Consider the following 8,728-nt stretch of genomic DNA (forward strand, 5'->3'; position numbering starts at 1 on the left):
GATGGTGCGGGTGGGGCTCGTGGCGTATGTGGAGGAGCAGCTCGAGCGGGACATTGCGCGGGGGAGGCTGCCGAGGGACGGGCGGTTGGCCTCGGAGCGGATGCTGGCTCGCTACTTTGGAGTGAGCCGGGGCACGGTGCGCGAGGCCTTGCGGCGGCTGGCGGCGCGGGGCCTGGTGGTACAGCGCGCCGGGCGCCAGACACGCGCGGTGGCGCTGGACGAGTCCTTGACGCTGGAGAACCTGGGCCTGGCGCTGCATGACGCGCGCTCCGAGGAGTGCCGGCGGCTTCTGGAGGGCTTCTTCAGCCTCAAGCGGCAGGTGCTGGTGGACCTCCTTGCCGACTGCTGCGCGAATGCTTCCGCCGTGAGCCTGGAATTGTTGGAAGGCACCTGCTTCCAATTGTGGGACGCAGCGCGCTGGCACCCCGGGGAGCGCTGCGCTCAACTGGAGTTCGAGTTGATGCGGCAGGCGGCCCAGGCGGCTGCACGTCCCGGGCACCTGCTCCTCATCCAGTCGCTGCAACGGGCCTTCAGGGGCATTTCGGCCCGGCTGCTGCCCTTCATGGGTGGTGAGCCGCTGCGCGAATGGGCCATCTGCGCGAGTCATGCCCTGGGTGAGCGCGACATGCAGGCGCTTCAGCACCAACTGCCGCTGCTGCTGAAAGCGTGTGATGAGCGGGTGCTCGACCCATTCGCTCCATGTCCCCAGGAACCTGTGGCGTCCGAGGTCCCTCATGCTCAGGCGTGCCTCCTCGGCGAGGCCTCCTCGGCCACCGCGACGGATGCTGTGCCCGAAACCTTGCCCGGCATCGAAACGGACAGTCTCGCGGCAGCTGCCGGGAGCTCCGAGGCAACCGGGAGTGCAGCGCCTCCGCGAGGGGATGCCCTTCGCTTGGAGCCCGACAGCAGGCTTCCGGTGGCCCCTCAGTCCACCGCTTGTGAAGCCCATCGGGAATGCACGAGACGGGACCTGACGAATAGGCCCCCGGGCGACTTGTCTGACCGTCGGAGGGATTGCGACACTTCGCCTCCGGATGGAGGACTTCAGTCCGAGACCCTACCCATCGCTTCCCTCCAAACCCACGAGGCCGTGCGCAACGAAGCCGGAGCCGTTCACGGCGCCTCGGACGTCCACCCACCCCGGGGTTGGTGGGCGGCTCGCCTCTGGCTGCTGCACTGCCTGCGCCCCCGCTCCACTTCTTCGTGAGGGGTGTAGCTCCGCACATCCCCTGTTGCCCGCGCAGCCCTGCACGCTCTTCGGGGGATTTGCGTGTGCCGATGGTCCTCCAGCGCATTCGCCCGAGCCGTGCCTCCTCCCGGACGTGGCGACGGGCTGCTGACGCCCATGGGGGTCGCCTTGCCGCGCCAGGGGGCGAAGTTCGGGCACCCCCGGAGGCGCCCGTCATGCTGACACTACTTCAGGCTCTGGAGGTCGAGGACAAAGCGGTACTTCACGTCGCCCTTCTCCAGCCGCGTGAACGCTTCGTTGATGGCATGGATGGGAATGAGCTCGATGTCGGAGACGATGCCGTGCTCGCCGCGGAAGTCGAGCATCGCCTGCGTCTCCGGCAGGCCGCCGGTGCCGGAGCCGGAGAAGCTGGCGCGGCGGGAGAGCAGCGCGACGGGGGCCACCTCCAGCGGCTTCGCCGGGAAGCCCACCAGCACCAGGTGCCCGTCGCGCCGCAGCAGCCCCAGGTAGGCGTTGACGTCATGGTTCGCGGAGACGGTGTCGAGGATGAAGTCGAGCGAGTTCGCCTTCGCCGCCATCTCCTCCGGCCTCGACGACACCCCCACCTCGTGCGCGCCCAGCGCCAGCGCGAACTTCACGCCCAGGTGCCCCCCGCGTTCCGCGCCTTCCTCGACGCGGCCCGCGAGGTGACAGCCGAAAGGGACTGAAGGTCAGTCGCGCGGCGGGCCGTGGCGGCGGTCTACCACGCCCGTGGTGAGGGGCAGCTCCGCGGCCTTCGCGCTCCGGACGCGCAGGCCCAGGGTCGCGGAGTCCTCCGCGGGCAGCCCCGCCCAGGTGCGCAGCCGCTCCAGCGCCACGGCCTGCTCCGCTTCCGGCAGGCCGGTGATGCTGGCGCCGTGGTTGCCGCCCGGCTCGAAGAACCGGTACGAGTCATTGCGCGCGCTCACGCTGAACGCGCCCGTGGACCACGGGTCGTTCTCTCCGTAGACCAGCAGGATGCGCTCGCCGAACGCCTTCACCCAGCCCTCCACGAGCGGCATGGCGAAGGGGTTGAAGGGGTACGGCTTCATGTCGAAGGGCACGAGCGCCCGCGGGTCGTAGCCCCGGGGATAGTGCTGGACCCCGCGCAGGTGGCTCTCCTCGGACGCGTAGCTGCCCAGCTGCGTGGCGGCCTGGAAGTCGTAGGGCGCGTAGTAGTCCAGGTCGCCGTCGCTCATGTACGAGAGGCCGACCACCTCATCCAGCGTGTCCACCAGCGTCTGCGCGGAGCCGCCCTTCGGGGGAATCACGTCGCACAGCGACGCGTCGCCGTACTGCCAGAAGGCGAAAGCGAACTCGAGGACGCTGAACTCCAGCGCCTTGTCCACTCCCAGGAAGTCGTAGGTGCTGCCGTAATGCACCGCGCCCGTCTGCTGGAAGAGGGGCGCCGTCTCCGCGCGCCGCTCCAGCACCTCGCGCTGGAAGACGCGGATCTTCTCCCGGCACTCGGGCGTGCCCAGCTTGCTCAGGAACTTCACGTAGCGCGGGTCCTGCGTGCCGTAGCTGTTGGGCGCCACGTAGGCCACCGTGGCGTCCACGTCGCGCGGGAAGAACGCCCGGTGGTAGAGCGACGTCATGCCGCCCTTGCTGCCGCCGGTGCTGATCCACTTGCCGGGGAAGAGCGGCTTGAAGGCCTGGACGATGCGGTGGTGGTCCGCCGCCGCCTGCTCGATGCTGAGCAGCTTCCAGTTCGCGGGCTGCGGAATGGAGGGCGTGAAGAAGCGGTGCTCCACCGTCAGCTGGTTGCCCTGCACCAGGTAGGTGGGCTCCCACTGGCCGGGGAACGTGCCAATGCCATAGCCGGTGCTGGCCAGCACCGTGGGAGCCTCCGCGCTCCGGTAGAGCAGCGTCACCCGCTGCTGGAAGCGCGTGCCATTCGGATGCAGGTGGTCCGCCGGCTGGTCATAGCTCATCACGAAGAACCGGAGGCCCGGCACGGGGACCGGCCGCTCCTGCACCACCGTGAGGCCGGGAATGGCTTGCAGCTGCGCCAGGATGTCCGGCGCCGCATCCTGTGCAAGGGATTGCGCCTGGACCTCCGGCGCGCTCGGGGCCGCCGCCTCCGAGGGAAGCTCACTGCCACCACACGCTTGCAGCCCCAGCGCCATCGCGCACGCGAGCACCAGGGGACGACCAAAGAAACGCGTCATATGGGAAATACCTCCTGTCTTGGAAAGACGCTACGAAGATGCCGGGGTCGCATTTCACGAAGAAGGACTTCCCAGGTGCCCTGGAGGCGGCCCTAAGTTCAGCGGCCATGAACGTCCATGAGATTCGCGGTGCCTTCGGCCTGGAGAACCTGGTGCGCGCGGAGCGGCCGGACCCCACGCCTGGACCCTTCCAGGTGCGCGTGCGGGTGAAGGCCACGAGCCTCAACGCGCGCGACCTGATGATGGTGGAGGGCCGCTACAACCCGCGCCAGAAGCTGCCGCTCGTCCCCAACTCGGACGGCGCGGGCGTGGTGGACGCGGTGGGCCCGGGCGTCACCCGCGTGAAGCCCGGGGACCGGGTGATGACGCTGTTCGCGCAGGGATGGCAGGCCGGTGAGCCCACGAAGGCCATCACCGCCACCACGCTGGGCGGACCGCTGGACGGCGCGCTCGCGGACACGGTGCTCCTGCACGAGGACGGCGTGGTGCCCACGCCCGCGTACCTGTCCGACGAGGAGGCCGCCACGCTGCCGTGCGCGGCGGTGACGGCGTGGAGCGCGCTCGTCACGCAGGGCGGGCTCAAGGCCGGCGACACGGTGCTGGTCCAGGGCACCGGCGGCGTGTCCATCTTCGCGCTGCAGATTGCCCGGCTGTTCGGCGCGCACGTCATCGTCACGTCCAGCCGCGACGACAAGCTGGAGCGGGCCCTGAAGCTGGGCGCGCAGGAGGGCATCAACTACGTCACCACGCCGGACTGGGAGAAGGCGGCGCGCACGCTCACCGGCGGCGTGGGCGTGGACCACGTGGTGGAGGTGGGCGGCGCGGGCACCTTCGACAAGTCACTCAAGGCGGTGCGCGTGGGCGGCACCGTGTCCGTCATCGGCGTGCTGTCCGGCGGGGCGGGCTCCGTGTCGCTCGTCCCCATCCTGATGCAGAACCTGCGCGTGCAGGGCGTGTTCGTGGGGCACCGTCAGTCCTTCGAGGCCCTCACGCGCGCGTTCGCGCTCAATGACATCCACCCGGTGGTGGACCGCGTGTTCCCCTTCGCGGAAGCGCGCGCCGCCTTCGAGCACATGAAGCAGGGCGCGCACTTCGGGAAGATTGTCATCAAGGTGAGCTGACCCACGCGAAGTGGAAGTGCGCCTCCACCGTGGGCGTGGTGGTGCTCTTGGGCAGGGGCGGGAAGGGCGCCGCCTTCTTCACCGCAGCCAGCGCGGCGGCGTCCCACGCCTTGGCGCCGGACTCCGTGAGGATGGCGGTGGAGACCAGCTTGCCGTCCTTGTCGAGCACGGCCTGCACGATGGTCTTCTTGCCCAGGGCCGGCGTGCCCTTGGGGCCCGGCTGCTTCCAGGCCTTCGCGACGCGCTGGAAGGCCTGCTGCTGGTAGGCGGGGCTGTCCACCGAGCCCTGGAAGTAGGTCTGGAGCTGGGGACTGCCGCCCGCGGCCAGCGCCCCGGAAGCGAGGGCCAGCGCGAGCACCACCACGGCGGTTTTCGTCAGACGGAGCATGGGCCGAATATAGGCCCCGCTCAGCTCCTCGGCTCGGGGCTCCGGGGCGGCGCCGCCTTCGCTTCGGGCGGCTTGACGGCGCCCTTCTCCGGGAGCCAGGACAGGTCGTACACGGCCGCGTCGCCCGCGCTGCGCATCAGCACCACGGAGGCGCCGTGCGCGCCGCTCATCTCCAGGCCGGCGGCGAACAGGCCCCGGTAGAAGCCCGCCACCACCACCGGGCGGCAGGTGAGCACGTAGCGCGTGGGGCCTGTCTGCTCCAGCCGCGCCTCCAGGTAGTTGGTGCCCGTGCGCAGGTTGCGCGTCATCCGCTCCAGCATCCGGTGTGGGCCCAACAGCCGCACGCCCGCCAGCAGCGCGCTGCCAATCAGCGTGGCCCCGTAGCCCTCCAGGAAGCGCCGGCCCACCACCTCCGCGCCGTCGTCCAGCGTGGCCGCGGGCGCGAGCACGGACGCCGCCAGCTTCAGCGACTCCACCCAGACCTCCAGGGGATAGGCCACCGACAGCTTCCCGCGCGGGTCGATGCCGGCCTCGCGCAGCTGCCGCGCGCAGGAATCGTCCAGGCGGTCACCCAGGGCGCGAATCAGCCCTTCGAAGCTCTGCTGGAACACGAGGCGTTCGGGACTCGGCATGCCTTCCCACGCTACCCGTGTGGGCGGGGCTGTCTCAACCCGGGAGGTTCCCAGGCTTCAAGAACTTTGCGTGGATTGTTCGAAAACGCGGTGCGGCACGGGGCCCGACGGGTCGGTCGACGGGTTTCGACGCGTCGCTGAGGGGCGATGGAGGGTGCGGTAGGGTCGTGGGCCATGGCGCACGACCCCCTCGCCGACATCTCCACGGCCGCGATGCAGGAGCGCGGAGCCTCCCGGGGGGCTCCGCGGGTGGTGCCCGCGCTGACGGTGGTGTCCCATCCGGTGCCCCGGCGCGTGGGAGACCGGCGGCTGCTGGAGGCGCTGGTGGCGGGCCGTCCGGTGGCCCTGTCGCGCAACGCCCCGGACTTCGCCCCGCCGGGCAGCTCGCTGGGGCTGCCGCTGGCGGATCCGTTCGTGAGCCGCAAGCCGCTGGAGCTCTCCGCCCTGCCGGACGGCGGCGTGCGGCTGACGGTGCCGGAGGACGGCACGCACGTGGTCGCGGCGGGCGTGCCGCTCCAGGGCGCGCGGGACTTCGGGCCGTCGGAGTGGAGGGACGGCGTGGCGCTGGAGCTGTCGGGCCGCGTGGTGCTGCTGCTGCACGCGGTGGAGCTGGACGGCGAGGGCGCGGCGGACACGCTGGGCATGGTGGGCGAGAGCGCGGGCCTGCGGCGGCTGCGCAAGCACATCGAGCGGGTGGCGGACCTGGACGTGTCGGTGCTCATCCGGGGCGAGACGGGCACGGGCAAGGAGCTGGTGGCGCAGGCCATCCACCGGCTGGGGCCGCGCAAGGCGGGGCGCTTCGTGAGCGTCAACCTGGGCGCCATCCCCAAGGAGCTGGCGGCGGCGGAGCTGTTCGGCTCGCAGAAGGGCGCGTACTCGGGGGCGACGCGGGACCGCGAGGGCTTCTTCCGCGCCGCGCATGGGGGCACGCTGTTCCTGGACGAGGTGGGCGAGGCGCCGCCCGAGGTGCAGGTGATGCTCCTGCGCGTGCTGGAGACGGGGGAGCTGTACCCCGTGGGCGCCAGCAGTCCGGTGACGGTGGACGTGCGGCTCATCGCCGCGACGGACGCGCACCTGGAGGAGCAGATCCGCGACGGGCGCTTCAAGGCGCCGCTGCTGCACCGGCTGGCGGGCTACGACCTGCGCGTGCCCGCGCTGCGCGAGCGGCGTGAGGACGTGGGCCGGCTGTTCTTCCACTTCGCGCGCGAGGAGCTGGCGGCGCTGGGAGAGCAGGGGCGGCTGGACACGGAGGAGCCGCACGCGGAGCCGTGGCTGCCCGCGCCGCTGGCGTCGAGGCTGGTGCGAGCGGCGTGGCCGGGCAACATCCGGCAGCTTCGCAACCTCACGCGGCAGCTCGTCATTGGAAGCCGGGGACAGGCGCGGCTCCAGGCGGACGCGCAGCTGGATGAGCTGCTGGGCGTGCCGGAGGTGGCGGCACCGGCGCGTGGGGCGAAGGGCCTGGAGGCGGAGCCCGCGCGAGGGTCCGGTGCTCCGGAGTCGCGCGACGCGGCGGTGCCCCGGCGCAAGCCCTCGCAGGTGACGGAGGCGGAGCTGCTGGCCGCGCTGCGGGCGAGCGCGTGGGACCTGAAGGCAGCGGCGGACGCGCTGGGCATCCCGCGCCCGTCCGTCTATGACCTCATCGAGCGGAGCCCGAACCTGCGCACGGCGGGGGACCTGGGCGCGGACGAAATCACCCGCTGCTTCGAGGCCTGCGGCGGCGACCTGGACGCGATGGTGCGCACGCTGGAGGTGTCGAAGCGCGCGCTGGGGCGGCGGCTGAAGGAGCTGGGGCTGGTGGCGAAGGGGACGTGAGCGGACGGGTGCGCCGCGTGGCACGCTGACTGCTAAGCCGTTGCGCCGTCAGTGCTCATCCCCCTGGAGGGTTCCCCATGCGAAGCCGCGTCCTCTTCCCGCTGTGCCTCACCGGACTGCTGCTGGCCTGTGCCAGCGGCCCTCGTGCCACCCCCCTTGAAACCGCGTCGAGCGACACCGACCCGGTGCAGCCCTGCTCGTCGAGCACGCCCGCGGAGTCCGAGGGCGGCACGGTGGTGAACATCACCCTCCTGGACGACAAGGTGCACTTCAGCAGCGACAATGTGGAGGTGCAGCCCGGTCACACGGTGACGTTCGTGTCCCAGGTGAATCAGGCCCGGTGCATCGGTCTGTCGAACGGTGCGCTCCTGAAGAATGGGTCGCACAACCCGCTGCTGGTCCCCGCCTGCGGGAGCGCTGCGTGGAAGGTGCGTGGCAAGGACGAGCCGGGGTCGCACGCCTCGTGGTGGTCCACCCCGACGAAGGGCGATTGCTCCCAGGTCAAGCCGCCGCAGGGCATCAAAGAGACCATCAACGGCACGCTCGAAGTCACCGGTCGCGGCGAGGACTGAGCGAGCGGCGCCTGCCTTCCACGGGGCGGGGCCCGTCAGCGCCTGGAGGCCTTGGCCGGCCTGGCGGGCCGCTGTGGGGGCGTGGCCGGGGGCACGGTGCCGGTGCTCGCGGTGACGGCCCTGAGCTCATCGAGGCCGAGCTGGATGTGCCGTGAGAGGTCCTGCGCCTTCGGATCCTCGAGCCAGCGCTCGAACGCGACCTTGAAGACCGCGATGCCTGCCTCGGCGGCCAGGCTCGCGGTGGGCTCGGTGACGCCGCGCTTGCGCAAGGTGTCCGCGGCGGCCGAGGCCATCGAGGCCAGCTTGATCAGCTCACGCTCCCGAAGCTCGGCGTGAGCGGCGAGGAGTGTCTGGCGCGCCCGGACATGGTCGCGGCGGTCCTTGAAGAAGGGGGTCATGGCCTCCAGGGCGGCGGCGACCGCGTCGAGCGGCGCGGTCCCCTGGGGAGCCTCCGCGATGGTGGTGACGATGCGCTCGTGGAGCGCGTCCGAGCCCCCGAACAGGACCTCCTTCTTGTCGGTGAAGTAGCGGAAGAACGTCCGCTCCGTGAGCCCCGCGCGCGCGGCGATGTCCTCCACCGTCGTCCGGTCGTACCCGTGCTCCTGGAACAGCGTCATCGCGGCCTGTGCGAGCCGGTCTCGTGCGTTGGGTTCCCAGCGGCCCATGGGCATCAGCATAACCTGATTGCAGTCACTGACATCACTTGTTAGTAGTGATGTCAGTAGCTGACATCAAGGGGCTTTTCCATGCGCGTATTCGTCACGGGTGCATCGGGTTTCATTGGCTCGGCGGTCGTTCCCGAGTTGTTGGGGGCGGGGCATAAGG

10 protein-coding genes are annotated in these 8,728 nt (G+C 70.9%); 5 read left to right on the forward strand and 5 right to left on the reverse strand.

The window, feature by feature from the left end; all coding sequences use genetic code 11:
- Nucleotide 1: 1 nt before the first annotated feature.
- Nucleotides 2–1,207, forward strand: coding sequence for a FadR/GntR family transcriptional regulator (locus D7W79_RS34130; protein WP_120529517.1), 1,206 nt, complete (start codon nucleotides 2–4; stop codon nucleotides 1,205–1,207).
- A 206-nt stretch (nucleotides 1,208–1,413) separates the two neighbouring features.
- Here the strand turns inward: D7W79_RS34130 and D7W79_RS34135 are convergent, their stop codons facing one another.
- Complete coding sequence (locus D7W79_RS34135; protein ID WP_244222129.1) at nucleotides 1,414–1,827, reverse strand: zinc-binding dehydrogenase; 414 nt, start codon at nucleotides 1,825–1,827, stop codon at nucleotides 1,414–1,416.
- Nucleotides 1,828–1,899: 72 nt separating this feature from the next.
- Nucleotides 1,900–3,378: a S28 family serine protease gene (locus tag D7W79_RS34140; RefSeq protein ID WP_120529518.1), complete on the reverse strand. Its 1,479-nt coding sequence runs from the start codon at nucleotides 3,376–3,378 to the stop codon at nucleotides 1,900–1,902.
- Nucleotides 3,379–3,485: 107 nt separating this feature from the next.
- Between D7W79_RS34140 and D7W79_RS34145 the strand changes: the two genes are divergently transcribed.
- Complete coding sequence (locus D7W79_RS34145; RefSeq protein WP_120529519.1) at nucleotides 3,486–4,499, forward strand: zinc-dependent alcohol dehydrogenase family protein; 1,014 nt, start codon at nucleotides 3,486–3,488, stop codon at nucleotides 4,497–4,499.
- Here D7W79_RS34145 and D7W79_RS34150 read toward each other — a convergent pair.
- A complete protein-coding gene (locus D7W79_RS34150; RefSeq protein WP_120529520.1) occupies nucleotides 4,486–4,887 on the reverse strand; it encodes a TonB family protein in 402 nt (133 codons plus the stop codon). The genes D7W79_RS34145 and D7W79_RS34150 overlap by 14 nt on opposite strands.
- 20 nt (nucleotides 4,888–4,907) lie before the next feature.
- Nucleotides 4,908–5,519, reverse strand: a complete 612-nt coding sequence (locus D7W79_RS34155; protein WP_120529521.1) for a DUF2378 family protein — start codon at nucleotides 5,517–5,519, stop codon at nucleotides 4,908–4,910.
- A gap of 174 nt (nucleotides 5,520–5,693) precedes the next feature.
- Here D7W79_RS34155 and D7W79_RS34160 point away from each other — a divergent pair, with 174 nt between their 5' ends.
- Both D7W79_RS34160 and D7W79_RS34165 read left to right on the forward strand, forming a co-directional pair.
- Complete coding sequence (locus D7W79_RS34160; RefSeq protein ID WP_120529522.1) at nucleotides 5,694–7,331, forward strand: sigma 54-interacting transcriptional regulator; 1,638 nt, start codon at nucleotides 5,694–5,696, stop codon at nucleotides 7,329–7,331.
- Nucleotides 7,332–7,408: 77 nt separating this feature from the next.
- Complete coding sequence (locus tag D7W79_RS34165; RefSeq protein ID WP_120529523.1) at nucleotides 7,409–7,903, forward strand: hypothetical protein; 495 nt, start codon at nucleotides 7,409–7,411, stop codon at nucleotides 7,901–7,903.
- Nucleotides 7,904–7,938: 35 nt separating this feature from the next.
- On the opposite strand, the gene D7W79_RS34170 is transcribed toward D7W79_RS34165, so the two are convergent.
- Nucleotides 7,939–8,568 (reverse strand): TetR family transcriptional regulator, encoded by a 630-nt coding sequence (locus D7W79_RS34170; protein WP_120529524.1) that lies wholly within the window; start codon nucleotides 8,566–8,568, stop codon nucleotides 7,939–7,941.
- A gap of 81 nt (nucleotides 8,569–8,649) precedes the next feature.
- Between D7W79_RS34170 and D7W79_RS34175 the strand changes: the two genes are divergently transcribed.
- The coding region (locus tag D7W79_RS34175; protein WP_120529525.1) for an NAD-dependent epimerase/dehydratase family protein at nucleotides 8,650–8,728 on the forward strand (79 nt) is incomplete at its 3' end.

This window comes from Corallococcus exercitus, from assembly GCF_003611585.1.
In the GTDB taxonomy this organism is placed as follows: domain Bacteria; phylum Myxococcota; class Myxococcia; order Myxococcales; family Myxococcaceae; genus Corallococcus; species Corallococcus exercitus.